Raw genomic sequence first — 17927 nt, 5'->3', positions numbered from 1 at the left:
TTCTTGAAATGTGTTATGTTGCGTGCCCCCGCCGAAACAGGGGCATTTGCGACCCTCAGTCGTCCGTCTTCGCCGCAGGCTTCTTGGCTGCGGGCTTCTTCGCCGCGGGTTTCTTTGCAGCGGCTGTCTTGGTGGTCGTTTTCTTGGCGGCAGGCTTTTTGGCGGCGGCCTTCTTGGCGGCAGGCTTCTTCTTGCCCTTCGCCTTTGCAGCGATCAGTTCCAGCGCGATTTCCATCGTCAGCTGCTCTGGCTCTGTCCCTTTGGGAAGGGTCGCATTGACCTTCTCCCACTTCACATAAGGGCCATAACGTCCCTCCATGACAGAGATTTTCCCGCCATCCGGATGATCACCCATTTCGCGCAATGCCTTGGCGGCTGTGCCCCGCCGTCCCGGATTCGCGCGCTTTTCGGCCAGCAATTCGACCGCACGGTTCATGCCGATCTCGAACACATCCGCCGGATCCTTGAGATTTGCGTAAACCGGCTTTGCTTCATCGGGCAGCTGATGCTGAATATAAGGACCGAAACGGCCGAAATTCGTCCTGATCTCACCGCCATCGGGATGCATGCCAATGGGGCGTGGCAATGACAGCAAAGTCACCGCCTTTTCAAGCGTCATCTCGTCCTTGTTCCAACCGCGCGGCAGCGAAGACCGCTTGGGTTTCTTGGTCTCCGGCGTGACTTCTCCGCGCTGAACATAGGGACCGTAGCGGCCGGATTTCAGCCAGATCTCGTCGCCCGCATCCTCGCCCAACAGCTTTTCTTCGCCATCAGCGCCCTCGCCTGAAATCGGACGGGTATAGGTGCATTCGGGATAGTTGCCACACCCGACAAAGCCACCGGTACGCGACGATTTAAGGTGCAACTGCCCCTGCCCGCATTTGGGACAGATACGCGGATCGGTTCCATCCTCGCGCGGCGGATATAGTTGAGGCGCCAATGCGTCGTCCAACACGTCCAACACCTCGGCGATGCGCAAATCTGACGTCTCGGAAATTGCCGCCGAGAAATCGCGCCAGAATCGCGCCAGCAGCTCCTTGTAGTCCTTTTCGCCTGCGCTCACGTCATCCAGTTCGCCCTCAAGCGCAGCGGTGAAGTCGTATTCCACATAGCGTTTGAAAAAATTCAGCAGGAAAATCGTGACGATCCGGCCCTTGTCTTCGGGGATCAGGCGGTTCTGTTCCTTGCGAACATATTCGCGTTCCTGGATCGTCGTGACGATGCTGGCATAGGTCGAGGGGCGCCCGATGCCCAGCTCTTCCATCTTCTTGACCAGTGTCGCCTCGGTATAGCGCGGCGGCGGCTGGGTATGCGATTGCAGCGCCAGAACGGCCTGATTTTCGGCCAGCACGGCGGCACCGTTCTTGAGCATCCCGGCAGAGCGGTCCACCACACTGTCGTCGCCCTTGTCATATTGGGTCCGAAGCGCGTCGCCTTTGCCGAATTTGGCGGGCTCGCCCTGATGGACCTGCGGCAGACGTTTGTCATCGTCATCTGCGGCCACATCGTCGCGGCCTTCCTCATAAACGCGCAGAAAACCGTCAAACAGGACCACTTGCCCCGTGGCACGCAGTTCAACTTGTCCGTCCTTGCTGGCGACGACCACGGTCGTGCGTTCCATCCGGGCGCTTTCCATCTGGCAGGCCAGCGTGCGCTTCCAGATCAGATCATACAGTTTGCGCTGATCGGATTCGGTCAATTTCAGCGCCGCCGCGTCCTTGGTCATCTCGGTCGGGCGAATACATTCATGCGCTTCCTGTGCGTTCTTGGCCTTGTTTTTATAGACCCGCGGGCTGGAGGGCACATATTCCGCGCCGTAACGATCCTTGATGGCGTCACGCGCTTCGGTCACGGCCTCCGGAGCCATATCAATACCGTCGGTCCGCATATAGGTGATGTGTCCAGCCTCATAGAGGCGCTGCGCCGCATTCATGCATTGCCGCGCGCCCATGCCGAACTTGCGGCTGGCTTCCTGCTGGAGGGTCGAGGTCATGAACGGGGCCGAAGGGTTGCGGCTGGCCGGCTTGGCCTCAACCGAGGCCACAGACAGGTCGCGGCTGGTGACGGCCTGCACGGCCAGTTCGGCCTGCGTTTCGTTCTCGATGTCATAACGGTCAAGCTTCTTGCCCGCGAGCGTCGTCAGCCTTGCCTCGTATTCCTGCCCGCGCGGCGTGGTCAGCAGCGCCTTGACGGACCAGTATTCGCGCGGGCGGAACGCCTCGATCTCCATCTCGCGCTCGACAATAAGCCGCAGGCAGACCGATTGCACCCGCCCGGCAGAGCGCGCACCAGGCAGCTTGCGCCACAACACCGGCGACAGGTTGAAGCCAACCAGATAATCCAGCGCGCGGCGGGCAAGATAAGCCTCAACCAGTGGCGCGTCGACCTGACGGGGGTTTTTCATCGCCTCTGTCACGGCAGCCTTGGTGATGGCGTTGAACACGACCCGGCTGACAGGTGTGTCCTTCTTGACCGCACGGCGTTTGCGCAGCGTCTCTTCAAGATGCCAGCTGATCGCCTCGCCTTCGCGGTCAGGGTCGGTTGCGAGGATCAGGGCGTTATCCTTGGCCAGCGCATCGGCGATTGCCTTGACATGCTTGCGGCTGTCGGCGCCGACCTCCCATTTCATCTCGAAATCATGGTCGGTATCGACCGAACCGTTCTTCGCAGGCAAGTCCCGGACGTGGCCGTAAGAGGCAAGAACCGTGTAGTCGGACCCCAGATACTTGTTGATTGTCTTGGCCTTGGCCGGGGATTCGACGACGACGACGGGCATGTTACGGACAACCTCACTGATTGGTTACTTGGGGCGTATGGCGGCGCAACATGTGTCCTGCAAGAAGAAAAAGTCAATGCGTCGGTCCGCGCATCGCTTCGCCGAGCGCCCGAAACAGCCCCTGCAATGGCGTCATCCCGCCGACATTGCGTCACGGCTCACCCCCGCGACAGCAATCCGCCGGGCTGACGCCGGACCTTTCCGTCAAGCTCCAGATCTATCAGCACCGGCGCCACCGACTGGGCAGGCGCGCCAAGGTCACGGATCAGTTGGTCTTCCGCCACCGGGGACGGCCCCAGACGGTCAAGGATCAACTGGTGCAGCGCCTCGATTTGCTTCAGGCTGCGTTTGGGCTTTGGCTTGTCGACTGGCGGCACTCGCCGTGGACGGGGCGCTTTCGGCATTGACGCCGGGGCGGCAGGCTGCAAGTCAAGTTCAGCCTGCTGCGGCGCTGCGTCAATCTGCGGCAGCGCCTCGACGATATCCTCGGCAGAGCGCACCAGCGTCGCACCGTCGCGGATCAGCATGTTGCACCCGCCTGCACGCGCATCGAAAGGATGGCCCGGCACTGCCAGCACCTCTCGCCCCTGATCCAGCGCGCACCGCGCGGTGATAAGAGATCCGGACCGGGCCGCGGCCTCGACCACAACAACCGCGCGAACGAGCCCGGAGATGATGCGATTGCGCGCCGGGAAATGCCGCGCCTGCGGTTGCAGTCCCATCGGCATTTCGGACAGGCGCAGCCCGCCATTGGCCAAGATATCTTCGGCCAGACGAGTGTTTTCAGCGGGATACATGACATCCACGCCCCCGGCCTGAACCGCGACGGTGCCACCCTGAAGGCTGGCCAGATGCGCCGCAGTATCCACGCCCCGCGCCAGGCCGGACACCACGACATAGCCAAGATCGGACAGATCGCCGGCCAGCTTTCGCGCCATGCGTGTTCCCAGGGACGAGGCATTGCGCGCGCCGACAAGCGCCACCATCGGACGCGCCAGCAATGCCGGATCGCCCATCGCCCACAAAAATGCGGCGGCGCGTCAGACAGATCGGAGATTTCTTCGGGATAGGCCGCATCGCCCCAGCACAGCAGCTGCGCACCGGCCGCCCTGCCCGCGCGGTATTCGGCCAAGGCCACGCCTTCGGGGCAAATTGTGTAATTCTCAACACCGGCAGCGGCGGCGATTGACGGCAGGGCATCCAGTGCTGCTGCGGCGGAACCATGTTCCCGCATCAGCCGGTGGAATGTGGTCGCGCCAACCCGGCGTGATCGCAAGAGACGGAGACACGACAGCCTTTCGGCTTCCGTGGTGGGTGGGAGTGGGGGGTGAGTGGAAGGTGCGTCCTTGGTCATCATGTCCCCGTCGTCTTGCTGATCCAATTGGTACGCACGGGTGGTTAATGGGCCGTGAACGGTTGGTCGTCTCAGCCCTCAATCTTAAAATCTAAATGCAACCAACTGAAAATAAAAGATAGTCTATTGACCCAAGGTGATGAGCAGACACCTGCGTCAGCCTGCGGTCGCACTGTCTCCGACCGGGCACCGCGAATCGACACGCCTTGATCGTTCAGATCGCCTCAGGCCGCAGCGCCACCGACTGTCAGTCCACCGATCATCACCGTCGGCTGACCCACACCCACCGGCACCCACTGTCCGGCCTTGCCGCAATTGCCCATGCCCGGATCCAGGGCCATGTCGTTGCCAAGTGCCCGAATGTTCATCAGTGCCGTGGCCCCGTCGCCGATCAGCGTGGCTCCCTTGACCGGGGCACCGACCTTGCCGTTCTTCACGCGGTAGGCCTCGGTGCAGGAGAAGACAAACTTGCCGTTGGTGATGTCCACCTGCCCACCGCCAAAGCCCACGGCCCAGATCCCGTCTTTCAGATCGCCGACGATGGCCGAAGGATCAGCCTCGCCCCCCAGCATATATGTGTTGGTCATCCGCGGCATCGGCGCATGGGCATAGCTTTCACGGCGACCGTTGCCGGTCGGCTCCACGCCCATGAGGCGCGCATTCTGGCGATCCTGCATATAGCCCACGAGGATACCGTCCTCGATCAGCACATTCTTGGCGGACGGCGTGCCTTCATCGTCAACCGTAATGGACCCGCGCCGGTCGGGAATCGTGCCGTCATCCAGCACTGTCACCCCCGGCGAGGCAATCAGTTGGCCCATCAGCCCGGCGAAGGCCGAACTGCCCTTGCGGTTGAAATCGCCCTCAAGCCCATGCCCGATGGCTTCGTGCAGCAAAATACCCGGCCATCCCGGCCCCAGAACAATGTCCATGACGCCAGCGGGCGCAGGCTCTGCCGAAAGGTTGACGGTGGCAATTCGCAGGGCCTCGCGGGTTTTGGCCTGCCAGTCCGCCGGATCCAGCAATCCGTCCAGACCAAGCCGCCCACCACCGCCCGCGGTGCCGGCCTCGCGCCGACCGGCATCCTCGACAATCACGGACACGTTCACACGGGTCATCGGACGCGTGTCAGATACCGTCACGCCATCGGGGCGCAGAATGGTGATCTCCTGCAAGGATGCCGCGATCGACGCTGTGACCTGCACAACACGCGGATCAAGTTCACGGGCGAAGGCATCAATCTCGCGCAACGTGTCAAGCTTCACGGGAAACGACGCGCCCGCAATTGGATCGGCATCCGTGTACAATCTGCGGTTGGTGTGCCGGGGCGGTTCGGCCAGGGTGCCACCGCCGTCGCCCACAGCCAGCCGAGCAGTTTCCGAGGCCCGCGCAATGGCGGATTCGGAAATCTCTGTCGAATGGGCGTAGCCGGCCACTTCGCCACGCACCGCGCGCAGGCCAAAGCCCTCGGACGCGTCATAGCTGGCGGTTTTGACCCGGCCATCGTCGAACATCAACATTTCGGACCTGCGACGCTCCAGAAACAGCTCTCCGTCCTCGGCGCCGTCAAGCGCTGTACGCAGTTGCGCCAGCGAGCGTCCCTCGTCCAGCAGTGTATCAAAAGGGCGAAATGGTGTATCGGGCATGGAAACCTCTGGGAAAACTTGATCTAAATCAACGAAAGCGTCTGTTTGCCGCAAGCAACTTTCTTTATCTGTCCCATAGAATATGGTTTTAAGCAGCGACAACACAATGGGGTGCCCCACGGCAGATGTTCGTGGTATCGCCCTGACCGACTAAGACACGCAACCGATCAGGGTGACACATGCGACTGAAATCCACGCTGACTGGCCTCATGGCGGCCTTTTACGCAATGCCTGCTGCCGCGCAGGACGGCCTAGAGATCATTGGCAAACCGTTGCCCGGTCAAATGGGCTTTCAGCCTGCGGCGACCGAACTGGCCCGCGACCTGTTTTGGCTGGACGGGATGATTCTGATTATCATCACCGCCATCGTGGTCCTTGTGACCGGCCTGCTGTTCTACATCATTTTCCGCTACAACGAAAAATCCAACCCGACCCCGGCGAAGTTTACCCATAACTCCCCGCTGGAGATCGCCTGGACGGTCGTACCAATCGTCATTCTGGTTTTCATCGGCGCGTTCTCGCTGCCGGTGCTGTTCAAGCAGCAGGAAATTCCCGAAGGCGACATCACCATCAAGGTGACCGGCTACCAGTGGTATTGGGGCTATGAATATGTTGATCACGATTTCGGTTTTGACAGCTACATGATCGGCCAGCCCGCGACCGGCGGCAATTACGTCAAAACCCCCGAGGTCGTGGCGATGCTGGAAGAAGCAGGCTATGGCGCGGATGAATTCCTGCTCGCGACGGATACTGCGGTGGTCGTACCGGTTGGCAAGACCATCGTCATGCAGGTCACCGGCGGCGACGTGATCCATTCCTGGACCATCCCGGCCTTTGGGGTAAAGCAGGACGCCGTTCCCGGCCGTCTGGCCGAACTGTGGTTCACAGCCGAGAAGGAAGGCGTCTATTTCGGCCAATGTTCCGAGCTTTGCGGCAAGGACCACGCCTATATGCCGATCACCGTGAAGGTCGTCAGCGAAGAAGCCTACGAACAGTGGCTTCAGGGCGCGATCGAAGAATATGCAGGCAAGCCTCTGTCTTATGACGTGGCAGCCGCGAACTAAGCCTGACACGGGCGGCGGATATTCCGCCGTCCCGCCCCTGCTTCGCGGACGGGCCAGCCCCCGCCGCACCGGAGACCGAGATGACCGATACGAGCATCGACAACCACGCCTATGAGAACGAAGCACGGTTTGGTGATTATTTCGCCTTGCTGAAGCCGCGCGTGATGTCGCTGGTGGTGTTCACCGCATTTGTCGGCCTGCTGGCCGCCCCCGTTCCGGTGCATCCGTTCATCGGGTTTGTGTCGATCCTGTTCATCGCCATCGGCGGCGGTGCGTCTGGCGCGCTCAACATGTGGTGGGATGCCGATATCGACGCGGTTATGAAACGTACGCGCAACCGTCCGATCCCCGCCGGCCGCGTCAGCGGCGACACGGCGCTGGCCATCGGCGTTGCTTTGGCCGCCTTTGGCGTCATCTTCCTTGGCCTCGCGTCAAACTGGGTCGCGGCGGGCCTGCTGGCCTTCACCATTTTCTTCTACGTCGTGATCTACTCCATCTGGCTGAAGCGCTGGACCCCGCAGAACATTGTGATCGGTGGCGCGGCCGGTGCGTTCCCTCCGATGATCGGCTGGGCCGTCGCGACCGGCGGCATTGCGCCCGAATCAATCCTGATGTTCACCCTAATCTTCATGTGGACCCCGCCGCATTTCTGGGCGCTGGCACTGTTCATGCGGTCCGATTATGACGATGCCGGCGTGCCGATGCTGACCGTGACCCACGGTCGCCGCGCGACCCGTAACCACATTCTGGGCTATACGATTCTGCTGGCGGCGCTTGCCATCGGCACCGGGTTCACCTCTGTCGGCGGGCCGGTTTATCTGGCCGTGGCCGTGGTGCTGAACGCGCTCTTCCTGAAGGGCGCGGTGGACATCTGGCGCCGCGACGAAGATATGAGCGAGGCCGACAACTTTGCGGCCGAGCGGAAATTCTTCAAGCTGTCCCTGCTGTATCTTTTCGCGCATTTCGGTGCCATTCTGGTCGAGGCTGGGTTGACCCGCTTCGGCCTGGGAGGTTGGGCATGAGCTTTGGTCAACAACATGAAATCCACAAACGCCGCTTTGGCCGCAACCTTGGTGTCGGTCTGGTGCTGGTCGCGGTGATCGCCATCGTTTTCGGCCTGACCGTGGTCAAGGTGACGCGCGGCGACTACGAAGCGCCTCGTTCGGAAGTGCAGAACTGATGACAATGAATCGACAAAACAAGACCGCAGTACAGCTGGTCGGCGTCGTCGTCGTGATGGGCGCGCTGGCTTGGGCATCTGTGCCCTTTTATAACTGGTTCTGCCGCGTAACCGGCTTTGGCGGGGTGACCAATGTCGCCACTGCCGCAGGGGCCGACATTCTGGATCAGACGATCAAGATCCGGTTTGACGCCAGCACCGACCGTGACATGCCGTGGGAATTCAAACCGATGCAACGCACGATGACGCTGCGCATCGGCGAAGAGGGTCTGGCCTTCTATGAAGCCTACAACCCCACCGACAAGCCCATCGCCGGTCAGGCCAGCTATAACGTCGCGCCCTATTCCGCTGGTAACTTCTTCTACAAGATCGAGTGTTTCTGCTTCACCGAGCAGGTCCTGCAACCCGGCGAACGCGTCGAGATGCCGGTCAATTTCTACGTCGATCCCGAAATCGTCGATGATCGCGACGCGAAACATACCAACCACATCACCCTTTCCTATACCTTCCACCAGATCGACCTGCCCGAACAGGCGCAGGCCGCGCTGGAAGACGGTCCCGCCAACGAAAAAAACGTAAACTGAGCCAAGCCACGAGGGAAACGCAATGGCCCATGTCAAAAACCACGACTACCACATCCTGAACCCCTCGATCTGGCCCCTTCTGGGTGCCGTCGCGGGATTTGTCATGCTCTTCGGGGCCGTGCTGATGTTCCACGACAATGGCCCTTGGGTCTTTGTGATTGGCGTCGTTGCCACACTTTACGTCATGTTCGGCTGGTGGTCGGATGTGGTGGTCGAAAGCCACGTTGGCGACCACACACCGGTTGTTGCCATCGGCCTGCGCTACGGTTTCATTTTCTTCATCACCTCCGAAGTGATGTTCTTCGCCGCTTGGTTCTGGTCGATCTTCAAACATGCCATGTACCCGATGGGTCCGCTCAGCCCTGCCGTGGACGGTATCTGGCCTCCCGCCGGGATCGAGACATTCGACCCTTGGCACCTGCCGTTGATCAACACGCTGATCCTGCTGTGTTCGGGTGCGGCAGCGACATGGGCCCACCACGCGCTAGTGCATGAGAACAACCGCGAGGATATGAAATGGGGCCTCGTCATTGCGATCGTTCTGGGCGTGCTCTTCACAATCTTCCAGGCATACGAGTACAGCCACGCGGCCTTCGGCTTCTCGGGCAATATCTATGGCGCGAACTTCTTCATGGCGACGGGTTTTCACGGCGCACATGTGGTGATCGGCACCATCTTCCTGTTCATCTGTCTGATGCGCTTGCTGAAGGGGCATTTCACCCCGGAAAAGCATCTCGGCTTCGAAATGGCGGCCTGGTACTGGCACTTCGTTGACGTGGTCTGGCTGTTCCTCTTCGCCGTCGTCTACATCTGGGCCGGCTGAACGTCTCACCGATTGCGGTTGAATTCAGACACCGCACCGGCATAAACCAAGGCGCGTCCATCCGGGCGCGCCTTTTTTCATGGAACGGACCCGTCTTTAGTGAAGCGCCTCTATCTGACCCTGATTTTCGCTGCGGCCGGTGCCGCGATCCTGCTGTCGCTGGGCGTCTGGCAGATCCAGCGTCTGGAGTGGAAGCGTGGCGTGCTGTCCCGGATCGAGACGACAATCGCGGGCGATCCGATCCCCCTGCCCGTCACCCCCGACCCCGAAGCGCAGAAGTACCGCCCGGTCGATCTGCGCGGCAGCATCGGCGCGGGCGAATTGCATGTGCTGGTATCGGTCAAACGCGTCGGCGCAGGGTACCGGATCATCGCACCTTTCACCACCGACGAGGGCCGCACCATCCTGGTGGATCGCGGTTTTGTTCCGGTCGAGGATAAGAATCAGACCCACCGCTCCGGCGAGACTCATATCATCGGCAACCTGCACTGGCCCGATGACCGCAACAGTTCCACGCCCGACAATGACGTGCCGGGCAATATCTGGTTCGCGCGGGACATCGACGCAATGGCACAACAACTGGACACCGAGCCGTTTCTGGTAATCGCGCGCAGCGAAACCCCCGAAGCGCCCGGTGTGACGCCGCTGCCGGTGGACATCAGCGGGATTCCGAACGATCACTTGCAATATGCCATAACGTGGTTTTCGCTGGCCGCGATCTGGCTGATCATGACTGCCGCCTATGTGCTGCGGCTGCGCAAAGGCAAGGAAGGCTCTAAAACGTGAAATATATCTCGACCAGGGGCAGCGCCCCCGCTCTGACATTTGAAGAGGCGATGCTGAGCGGCTTGGCCCGTGACGGCGGGCTATATGTGCCCGAGAGCATTCCGCAAATGAGCGCTGCCGACATCCGCGCCCTGAACGGCCTGCCCTACGAGGAAATCGCCTTTCGTGTCATGCGCCCGTTCGTGGGCGACACGTTCAGCGACGAGACCTTCGCCGATCTGATCGCCAAGGCCTATGCCGGGTTCGGCCATACTGCGCGCGCGCCACTGGTACAGCTGGCACCCAATCATTTCCTGCTGGAGCTGTTCCACGGGCCGACACTGGCCTTCAAGGACTTTGCCATGCAGTTGATCGGGCAGCTGTTCGAAGAGGCGCTGACCCGGCGCGGTGAGCGTGTGACCATTGTCGGAGCCACTTCCGGCGATACCGGATCGGCCGCGATCGAGGCGTTCCGTGGCTTGGATGCGGTCGATGTTTTCATCCTGTTTCCGCATGGCCGCGTGTCCGAGGTGCAACGCCGCCAGATGACCACCCCGTCAGAGGCGAATGTGCATGCATTGGCGATGGACGGACATTTCGACGATTGTCAGGCGCGGCTCAAGGATATGTTCAACGATTTCGACTTTCGGGACGAGGTTCGGTTGGCCGGGGTAAACTCGATCAACTGGGCGCGGGTTCTGGCGCAGGTCGTCTATTACTTCTCTTCCGCCGTCAGCCTTGGCGCGCCGGATCGCAAGGTCAGCTTCACTGTGCCCACCGGCAATTTCGGTGACATCTTCGCGGGCTATATCGCCAAGCGCATGGGCCTGCCCATCGACCGGCTGGTGGTCGCGACCAACCAGAACGACATTTTGCACCGGTGCCTGACGAGCGGCGATTATCACACTTCCGAGGTTCACCCCTCGATCAGCCCCTCGATGGATATTCAGGTGTCCTCCAACTTTGAACGGGCGTTGTTTGACGCCTACGGGCGCGATGGCAAGGCCGTGGCGCAACTGATGGACGAACTGAAATCGGGCGGCTTCAAAGTCAGCCAGGGCGCGCTTCAGGCACTGGCCGAGACCTTCGATTCCGGCCGCGTGTCCGAAGAAGAAACCTTGGCCACGATCAAATCCGCGCATGCCTCCATGGGCGAGCTGCTTTGCCCCCATTCTGCCGTGGGCGTCAAGGTTGCCGAGGCGCAGCGCGACCCGGCCACGCCGATGATCACATTGGCGACCGCACATCCCGCGAAATTCCCTGATGCGGTCGAAAAGGCCAGCGGCATTCGTCCGGGGCTTCCCGAACGCATGGCGGACCTGTATGACCTTCCCGAACGGGTCACCCGGATTGAAAACGACCTTGGTGCCCTCGAAACCCTCATCCGCGAAAGACTTGCCAATTGACCGTCAGAACCACCACGCTTGCCAATGGTTTCCGTATCGTCACCGAACACATGCCCAGCCTGCAATCCGCGGCCATAGGCATCTGGGTGACCGCCGGCGGACGGCATGAGCGACCGGAACAGAACGGTATCGCGCATTTCCTTGAACATATGGCGTTCAAGGGGACCAAGACACGCAGCGCGCTGAAGATCGCCGAGGAAATCGAGGATGTGGGCGGCTATATCAACGCCTATACCAGCCGCGAGGTAACGGCCTATTATGCCCGCGTGTTGAAGGCCGATGTGCCACTGGCGATGGATGTCATTGCGGATATCCTGCTCAACCCGGTGTTCGACGCCAAGGAAATTGAGATCGAGCGCGGCGTGATCTTGCAGGAAATCGGCCAGTCGCATGACACGCCGGACGATGTGATCTTTGACTGGTTGCAGGAACGGGCCTATCCCGATCAGCCGATGGGCCGCACCATTCTGGGCGAGGTTGACCGCGTCAGCGGGTTCAGCCGGGATGATCTGGCGGGCTTTGTGAACGAACATTACGGCCCCGACCAGATGATCCTGTCCGCCGCCGGTGCCGTGGACCATGACGCCATCGTTGCCATGGCTGAGGATCTTTTCGGCGACCTCAAGCCGCGCAATGCAGCCATCGCGCTGCCTGCACAGTTCTCGGGCGGTGATTTCCGTCGCGACAAGGATCTGGAACAGGCGCATTTCGCACTGGCTTTCGAATCGCCCGGCTACCGCGATGACAGCATCTATACCGCGCAGATCTGGTCTGTGGCACTTGGCGGCGGCATGTCCTCGCGCCTGTTTCAGGAAATCCGCGAAAAACGCGGGCTGTGCTACACGATCTTCGCCCAGACCGGTGCCTATGCCGATACCGGCATGACCACGATCTATGCCGGCACAAGCGGCGAACAGCTGGGCGAATTGATCGGGCTGACGATTGACGAACTCAAGCGCGCCGCCGATGATATGTCGCAGGCAGAGGTCGAGCGTGCCCGCGCCCAGATGAAGGCCGGCATGTTGATGGGGCTGGAAAGCCCGTCCTCACGCGCCGAACGTCATGCGCGGATGATCCAGATCTGGGGGCGCGTCCCGTCGCTGGAAGAAACCGTGGAGCGGATAGAGGCCGTGACCCTGCCGGATGTCCGCGATTTTGCAGGCGCCACCGCCAGTTCCGCCCCCGCCGCGCTGGCGCTTTACGGGCCGATCGGCACCGCGCCGACGATTGATGACTTGCAGGCCCGCCGGGTGGCCTGATGCTGCTGTCCCGGCGCAAGGTCAGGATAGAGACCGAAAGACTGACCCTGCGCCCGCCGCAGCATTCGGATTTCAATGCCTGGACATCCCTGCGCCATGACAGCGCCGATTTCCTGACGCCGTGGGAGCCGACCTGGGCCAATGACCATCTCAGCCGCAAGGCCTTCACAAACCGCGTCTACTGGGCGTCGCGATCCGTTTCCGGCGGCACGGCGCTGCCGATGTTCCTGATCCGGCGCGAGGATGACATGCTGCTGGGTGCGATCACGCTGGACAATATCCGTCGTGGCCCGTCGCAATCGGGCACGCTGGGCTATTGGATCGGCGCACCCTTCGCGCGGCACGGATATATGCGAGAGGCGCTTCTGGCGATCGAGCATCATGCTTTCACCCGGATGGACCTCAGCCGGTTAGAGGCCGCTTGCTTGCCGGAAAACCTCGCCTCACGGGCCGTTCTGGAAGGCTGCGGTTTCAAATACGAAGGCGTGGCGCAAAGCTATCTTCAGATCAACGGACGCTGGCGGACACATGTTCTTTATTCCGCGTTGCGCATGGATCGGCGCGGCCGCACCGAAACCGGCTGACGTCTTTCTTCCCGATGGAATTGCCAATAGGTGCTGGTTCTTTGGTATCCGCGGTACCGCCTACCCTCTGACGGGTCGTTCGTCACATATAAGTTCAGCAGGCTTTCATCGGCGGTTCACTGGCGCTTACAGAATGAAACCGGTCATCCCTGATCGGCGCAGAGAGCCCATAAGCGCCGTTTTGACTAGCGCGGAAGCCTTGATTGCACCGCACTTAAACTCGGTATCTTTGAAGGTTTTGTTACCCTGCGCGCGGGGCGACGAGGATCAAGCTGGCCCCAATCAAGCACAGGGCTGCGCCAGAAAAATCCCAGAAATCCGGCCGTTGCCCTTCCGCACCCCACATCCAGAGGAGCGAGGCGGCGATATAGACACCGCCATAGGCCGCGAAGGCGCGCCCTGCGAAGCCGGCCTCGACCTGCGCAAGCAACCAGCCGAACAGCGCGAGGCTCGTAATGCCGGGAAGAAGCCAAAGCACGGATGCACCGCTCCGCCACCAAGCCCAGATGGCGAAGCAACCGGCGATTTCTGCCAGCGCAGCGAGCGGGTAGATGAGCGCCGCCAACGTCAGATGCCAGTCCCGTCGTGATTGGACAGGCACTCTTCATGATCGCGCAGCACCTCGAGAATGCGGCAATCGGCAACCCGATCAGCACTGCATTCGTCAAGCATCCGTCGCAGCTCGATCCGAAGCGCCTTCAGCCGAGTGATGCGGGCCTCGACCTCGTGAAGCTGTCTCTGGGCGACCGCGTCGATCTGCGCGCAGGATCGTTCAGGGCTGTCCGAAAGGTCCAGCAACTCCCGGATTGCCTCAAGAGAAAAACCCAGTTCGCGGGAGTGGCGGATGAACGCGAGACGATCAAGCCCCGCATTGCCGTACCGGCGCTGACCGCCTTCGGTCCGCCCCGGCTCCGGCATCAAGCCGATTTGTTCGTAGTAACGGATCGTCTGTACTTTTGCGCCGGTCCGCTTGGCAAGTGTGCCGATCGACAACATGGGAAGCCTCCTGATTGCTACAGCCACTGTAGGTTTCATCGCTCGGACAGGCAAGGGTTTCACGAACAGACTATTTGCATGTTTGCGATCAGAAAAGAGCCCGAACCTCTACCTGCTGTAGCTTCTATGCAAGCGTCAAAATGAGGTACTGCAAAGCATTCCGAGCAGATGACCAGACTTCAGAAAGGGTTATGTACGGCCGTCGCTATCGCCGCGCCAGGCGCAGCGGAACTGGCCGTCTTCTCCCCGGTCGAAGGGGGCGATGGATGCGCAGCAGCGCGGCACCAATTGATCTTCGGGTGAGGACGGAACCAGGCTATTTATCAAAAAACTGGAATTCAGCCTTGAACCTATAGTTGCTGTAGATCGTATATCGGGTTCCGACGGGAATCACGGCGGAGAGATATGATGGCGGACAGGAGTGAAGGACGACGCGAGTGGCGGGTGACGGGCATGGATTGCGGGGCCTGCGCCGCAAAGGTCCGGGGCGCGGTCGAGCGTCTGCCGGGCGTCGAAGGTGTCGATGTCGCGCTTATGGCCGAACGGCTTCGTCTGACGCTGGACGCCGATCAGACCTCCCCCGAACGAATTGAGAAGGCAGTGCGTGATGTGGGATTCGGCATCGCACCCAAGGGGGCACGGCCGGAGAAGCCAAAGGGAGGCTTTGTCCTGCCGGACGGGGCGTTCCCCGGTGCGGAAGAAGAATCGAAGCCGGAGGACGACAACACGGCAGGGACCGAGACGGTGCCGACACCGTCGTGGTATCAGACATCCAAGGGCCGCCTGGTGCTTGGCACTGGCGCATTGCTCGCGGCGGCTTGGGCGTCGCGTCTCGTGGTGCCTGCCGAAATCGCGCATTGGGCCTTCGTTCTTGCCACGCTGATCGGGATCGTGCCCGTGGCGCAACGCGCCTTCGCAATGACCCGGGCCGGTATGCCCTTCACCATCGAAATGCTGATGACGATCGCCGCCGGCGGTGCGCTCGTGATCGGCGAGCCAGAAGAAGCCGCGCTCGTCGTCTTTCTCTTCGCTGTCGGGGAGCTCTTGGAAGGCATTTCGGCCGGCAAGGCACGCGACAGCATCCGTGCCTTGTCGAAGCTTGTGCCCAAAACCGCGCGAGTTGAAGTCGGCGGAAGAACCCGGGAAGTGTCAGCCGAGAGGCTCCAAGTGGGCCAGATCGTTCAGGTCCGTCCCGGCGACCGGATGCCCTGTGACGGTGAGGTCATCAACGGAACATCAGGCGTCGACGAAAGCCCGGTGACGGGAGAGAGCGTCCCGATCCTCAAAGAGCCGGGTGCCGAGGTCTATGCCGGATCGATCAACGCAGAGGCGCTGCTGCGCGTACGGGTTACAAAAGCAGCCGAGGACAATACCATCGCCCGCATCGTGCGGCTGGTCGAGGAGGCCGAGAGCGCCCGAGCGCCGACCGAGCGCTTCATCGACCGCTTCAGCCGGGTTTACATGCCTGCCGTTGTCGGAGCCGCACTCTTGGTCGCGATCGTCCCGCCGCTGGCTTTCGGGCAAGAGTGGGGCGAGTGGATTTACCGCACACTTGCGCTTCTGCTGATTGGCTGCCCCTGCGCGCTGGTAATATCAGTGCCGGCCTCCATCACCTCGGCGCTGTCCACCGGGGCACGCAATGGCCTTCTGATGAAGGGCGGCGCGGTGATCGAAGCGGCGGCGCGGACCACCCATGTCGCCTTTGACAAGACCGGAACGTTGACGCACGGCAAGCCTCGGGTGACGGATGTGTCCGTTCTGACCGGGGACGAAGACGATTTGATGGCCCTTGCGGCCAGTGTCGAGGCCGGCGCGAGCCATCCGCTGGGCCAAGCGATCTGCGCAGAAGCGGAGCGACGAGGCATCGACGTGGCTGCGACCACCGACAGCCGGGCACTGCCCGGAAAGGGCGCGGAAGCGTCGATCGGCGGCGTGACCGTCTGCGTAGGTTCGCCGCGGCTTGCAGAGGAGCGCGGTGCGATCGATGACGTCCTTCGACGTCGCATTGCGGCGCTGGAAGCCGAGGGCAAGACGGTTGTGATCGTGCTGCGGGACAACGTGCCCCAGGGCCTGATCGCGCTGAGGGATGAACCACGCGCCGATGCGGCGGACGCGGTGGCGCAGCTTCGCAGGCTCGGCATCTCGTCTGTCATGCTGACCGGGGACAATTCCCGCACCGCCCAGGCCATCGCCGAGGGGCTTGGCATTGAACAGCGCTCGGAACTCATGCCAGAGGACAAGGTCACAGCCATCCGCGAGCTGACGTCCGACGCAAGGGTCATGATGATCGGCGACGGGATCAACGACGCGCCTGCGCTGGCCGCCGCCCATGTCGGGGTCGCTATGGGTTCGGGCACCGACGTGGCGCTGGAAACGGCCGATGGCGCGATCCTGCGCAACCGCGTGACGGACGTGCCGGGAAAGATCCGGCTTGCCCGTGCGACCATGTCGAACATCCGTCAGAACATCGCCATTGCTCTTGGACTGAAGGCGGTCTTCCTTGTGACCACCGTGCTTGGTATAACGGGCCTCTGGATCGCGATCCTCGCCGATACCGGCGCTACGGTTCTAGTGACGTTGAACGCCCTGCGACTTTTGTTTTTTCGACCTTCGGACCCGACCGATATGGTAGGTCCAGCCACAAAACAGACACCGGATACAGATCGCGAGACTGCATCTGTGACCACTCCACTTGAAAGGAAACACACATGACCCTTACCCGTCGCGCCATGATGGCCAGCGCTGCGAGCTTTGCCGCCGCGACAGCAACTGCCGGGCTGGCACAGGACGCGCTCTCGATTCACGTCTTGAAGGACCCGAATTGCGGTTGCTGCACGGCATGGATCAAGATCTTGCGCGAAGATGGCTTCACGGTCACCACCGAGCGCAGCTTCGGCACCCTCCTGATCCGGCACAAGCTCGATAACGGCATCCCCCAGAAGATGACGTCCTGCCATACCGGCGAAATCGAGGGCTACATGATCGAAGGCCATGTGCCGACGGCCGATATCCGCAGGCTCCTTGCGGAGCGTCCCGAAGCCGTCGGTCTCGCCGTGCCGGGCATGCCCTATGGATCGCCGGGCATGGGACCAGTGGATGCGCGCGAAGCCTATGACGTTTTCCTGATCCGCAAAGACGGTAGCACGGAGGTCTTTTCCAGCTACGAGGCCGCGTAAGAAAACGGCCTTCACCGTTAGGGTCCCAAGCCGATTTGATCCGCGCAATTGCGGCGAAAGTCTGGAAAGTCCCGTACAACTGTCGCTGGCCCTGTTATTGTCTACGCCCGCCTCGGTGCCTTTGGCCTCCACCCCCGGTAGACGGTCATGCGGAACGTGCCGAGGGCACTCGATGCATTTCCGGCCCCACATCAACCTGCACGCAAGACGTTCCAAGTTTTGCCGCGCAGTTCTTTTTCCTGCCGACGACAGTGTGGGCCGATGTCCAACCCAGCGGTGGCAAGCGCAGCGACTCTGCTTGTAGCACGCGGGCG

Annotated in this window: 15 protein-coding genes and 1 pseudogene; 11 read left to right on the top strand and 5 right to left on the bottom strand. The window is 61.4% G+C overall.

Annotated elements, in window-relative coordinates; translation table 11 throughout:
- Nucleotides 1-55: 55 nt before the first annotated feature.
- The 3 genes and pseudogenes from topA to tldD all read right to left on the bottom strand — a co-directional run bounded on the left by topA (nt 56) and on the right by tldD (nt 5776).
- On the bottom strand, nt 56-2776 hold the full coding sequence (topA, locus tag ACN0WV_RS12555; RefSeq protein ID WP_417606192.1) for a type I DNA topoisomerase: 2721 nt from the start codon (nt 2774-2776) through the stop codon (nt 56-58).
- A gap of 158 nt (nt 2777-2934) precedes the next feature.
- Nucleotides 2935-4130: pseudogene (gene dprA, locus ACN0WV_RS12550) on the bottom strand (DNA-processing protein DprA).
- 224 nt (nt 4131-4354) lie between these two features.
- Nucleotides 4355-5776, bottom strand: coding sequence for a metalloprotease TldD (tldD, locus tag ACN0WV_RS12545; RefSeq protein WP_417606190.1), 1422 nt, complete (start codon nt 5774-5776; stop codon nt 4355-4357).
- Nucleotides 5777-5955: 179 nt separating this feature from the next.
- On the opposite strand from tldD, the gene coxB reads away from it, so the two are divergent.
- The 9 genes from coxB to ACN0WV_RS12500 all read left to right on the top strand — a co-directional run bounded on the left by coxB (nt 5956) and on the right by ACN0WV_RS12500 (nt 13441).
- Entirely contained in the window at nt 5956-6840 is an 885-nt protein-coding gene (gene coxB / locus ACN0WV_RS12540; protein ID WP_417606188.1) for a cytochrome c oxidase subunit II, read from the top strand.
- Nucleotides 6841-6920: 80 nt separating this feature from the next.
- Nucleotides 6921-7862 (top strand): heme o synthase, encoded by a 942-nt coding sequence (cyoE, locus tag ACN0WV_RS12535; RefSeq protein WP_417606186.1) that lies wholly within the window; start codon nt 6921-6923, stop codon nt 7860-7862.
- The gene (locus tag ACN0WV_RS12530) at nt 7859-8020 is read left to right on the top strand and encodes a hypothetical protein (RefSeq protein ID WP_179141489.1); all 162 of its coding nucleotides are present in this window, start codon (nt 7859-7861) and stop codon (nt 8018-8020) included. Before cyoE ends, ACN0WV_RS12530 begins: the two co-directional genes overlap by 4 nt.
- On the top strand, nt 8020-8604 hold the full coding sequence (locus ACN0WV_RS12525; protein WP_084353352.1) for a cytochrome c oxidase assembly protein: 585 nt from the start codon (nt 8020-8022) through the stop codon (nt 8602-8604). The genes ACN0WV_RS12530 and ACN0WV_RS12525 overlap by 1 nt, the downstream gene beginning before the upstream one ends.
- 22 nt (nt 8605-8626) lie before the next feature.
- On the top strand, nt 8627-9427 hold the full coding sequence (locus tag ACN0WV_RS12520) for a cytochrome c oxidase subunit 3 (protein ID WP_084353351.1): 801 nt from the start codon (nt 8627-8629) through the stop codon (nt 9425-9427).
- A gap of 99 nt (nt 9428-9526) precedes the next feature.
- On the top strand, nt 9527-10213 hold the full coding sequence (locus tag ACN0WV_RS12515) for an SURF1 family protein (RefSeq protein ID WP_417606183.1): 687 nt from the start codon (nt 9527-9529) through the stop codon (nt 10211-10213).
- Nucleotides 10210-11598: a threonine synthase gene (gene thrC / locus ACN0WV_RS12510; RefSeq protein WP_417606182.1), complete on the top strand. Its 1389-nt coding sequence runs from the start codon at nt 10210-10212 to the stop codon at nt 11596-11598. Before ACN0WV_RS12515 ends, thrC begins: the two co-directional genes overlap by 4 nt.
- On the top strand, nt 11595-12857 hold the full coding sequence (locus tag ACN0WV_RS12505; RefSeq protein WP_417606180.1) for a M16 family metallopeptidase: 1263 nt from the start codon (nt 11595-11597) through the stop codon (nt 12855-12857). The genes thrC and ACN0WV_RS12505 overlap by 4 nt, the downstream gene beginning before the upstream one ends.
- On the top strand, nt 12857-13441 hold the full coding sequence (locus ACN0WV_RS12500) for a GNAT family N-acetyltransferase (protein WP_417606178.1): 585 nt from the start codon (nt 12857-12859) through the stop codon (nt 13439-13441). Before ACN0WV_RS12505 ends, ACN0WV_RS12500 begins: the two co-directional genes overlap by 1 nt.
- A 241-nt stretch (nt 13442-13682) precedes the next feature.
- On the opposite strand, the gene ACN0WV_RS12495 is transcribed toward ACN0WV_RS12500, so the two are convergent.
- Nucleotides 13683-14012: a YnfA family protein gene (locus tag ACN0WV_RS12495; RefSeq protein WP_417606226.1), complete on the bottom strand. Its 330-nt coding sequence runs from the start codon at nt 14010-14012 to the stop codon at nt 13683-13685.
- Nucleotides 14009-14437 (bottom strand): MerR family transcriptional regulator, encoded by a 429-nt coding sequence (locus tag ACN0WV_RS12490; protein ID WP_084353345.1) that lies wholly within the window; start codon nt 14435-14437, stop codon nt 14009-14011. Before ACN0WV_RS12490 ends, ACN0WV_RS12495 begins: the two co-directional genes overlap by 4 nt.
- A gap of 408 nt (nt 14438-14845) precedes the next feature.
- Between ACN0WV_RS12490 and ACN0WV_RS12485 the strand changes: the two genes are divergently transcribed.
- Entirely contained in the window at nt 14846-17149 is a 2304-nt protein-coding gene (locus ACN0WV_RS12485) for a heavy metal translocating P-type ATPase (protein ID WP_417606176.1), read from the top strand.
- Nucleotides 17146-17613, top strand: a complete 468-nt coding sequence (locus ACN0WV_RS12480; RefSeq protein WP_084353343.1) for a DUF411 domain-containing protein — start codon at nt 17146-17148, stop codon at nt 17611-17613. The genes ACN0WV_RS12485 and ACN0WV_RS12480 overlap by 4 nt, the downstream gene beginning before the upstream one ends.
- Nucleotides 17614-17927: the final 314 nt, after the last annotated feature.

Origin of the sequence: Primorskyibacter flagellatus, from assembly GCF_048268605.1 — a bacterium.
GTDB classification, from domain to species: Bacteria; Pseudomonadota; Alphaproteobacteria; order Rhodobacterales; family Rhodobacteraceae; genus Primorskyibacter; species Primorskyibacter flagellatus.
The sequence above is the reverse complement of the archived record's forward strand: the minus strand, read 5'-3'. Positions and strand labels throughout refer to the sequence as shown.